General features: G+C 40.3%; 2 protein-coding genes. Both read left to right on the top strand.

Going from position 1 to position 1,372, the window contains the following annotated elements; genetic code table 11:
- On the top strand, positions 1-426 hold a 426-nt coding region (locus ACFINR_RS09310), incomplete at its 5' end, for a toprim domain-containing protein (protein WP_375654229.1).
- 12 nt (positions 427-438) lie between these two features.
- Positions 439-1,372: DUF3987 domain-containing protein (locus ACFINR_RS09305; RefSeq protein ID WP_375654228.1), on the top strand; the 934-nt coding region annotated here is incomplete at its 3' end.

Below are 1,372 nucleotides of genomic sequence, written 5' to 3'. Positions count from 1 at the left end.
TTGGTTGCTTTTGTTAAGGGCGCTGGCTCTTTCGCCATTCATAGAACCTTTTTACAAGCCAATGGCTGCAAAACAGACCAAAAACCAGCAAAAGCCATGTTGGGATCTGTAACAGGTGGTGCTGTGCATTTAAGTCAAGGCAATCCCAAACATCTGGTCATTTGTGAGGGCATTGAAACCGGTCTGGCTCTTTTGTCTGGGTTGTTATCAGAGCCCGTTGATTTATGGGCGTCCCTTTCAACCAGTGGCATGATGCGTGTGAATTTACCCCATACAAAAGGGCGTCTCACCATTGCAATGGACGGCGATGATGCGGGTCGTAAAGCAGGTTTTACCCTAGCTGCACGTGCTTATAGCCAAGGCTTTGAGGTCTTTATGATGCAAGCTCCAAAAGGAACTGATTTTAATAACGTATTACTTTCTTAAAAGAGGGAAACTATGAAAGATAGTAATTTACAAAACAATAATGAAAATACTCCCATCAATGATAACGATAATGTCTCTTTAAACGAAAATACTTGTTTAAAAGCCATTTCTTATGAACAAGCCTTGCAACAAAATGGTTGGGGGCAATTACAACCGATTGCTACGGCTCTCTTACCCGTCGAGCCTTTTAAAATATTCCTGCTTCCAACACCATTAATAAACTATGTTTATGACGTTGCTGATATTCAACAATCTTCTATCGATTTTGTTGCTGTTTCTGCTTTATGTGGATTGTCTGCTGTCATTGGAAATGGCGTGCGAGTTTCTCCAAAACAACATGCCAATTGGAAAATTGTTCCTAATCTCTGGGGTGCCATTGTGGGGGAACCTTCAACTATGAAAACAGATACCATGGAAGCTGCTTTAGCACCTCTCGATGTTTTTCAAGAGGAATGGCATCAAGAATGGTTAAAGAAGAAAAAACAGCAAGAAACAAAAGATATTCTTATTGAATTAGACAAAAGAGAAAAGAAAAAACAAGCCTACAAAGCACTCAAAGATCAAGACGAGGAACAAGCCCTTGCTCTTCTTTCTCAATCTCTTGAACATAAAGAAAGTGAGGAAGATGACACGCTTAATAAACGACGTCTTATTGTCAACGATGTGACCGTCGAAAAGCTTGGGGAATTGTTAAAAGAAAACCCCCGTGGTCTCTTGTTGGTTCGTGATGAATTGGCTGGGTTTTTATCCGATTTGGAACGGAAGGAATATCAATCAGACCGTTCTTTTTATCTAACAGCTTTTAATGGCAAAAAATCATACACCTATGACCGTATAGGACGTGGGACCATTTTTATTCCCAATGCAACCATTTCCATTATTGGGGGCATTCAACCTTCACGGATTATTCCCATTATTCAAGCAATGCACCATGGAACAAATAATG

This window comes from Bartonella sp. AP19HLJMH, from assembly GCF_042196245.1.
Lineage (GTDB): Bacteria > Pseudomonadota > Alphaproteobacteria > Rhizobiales > Rhizobiaceae > Bartonella.
Note: the sequence above shows the minus strand (reverse complement) of the source record. Positions and strands in the feature narration are given on the sequence as shown.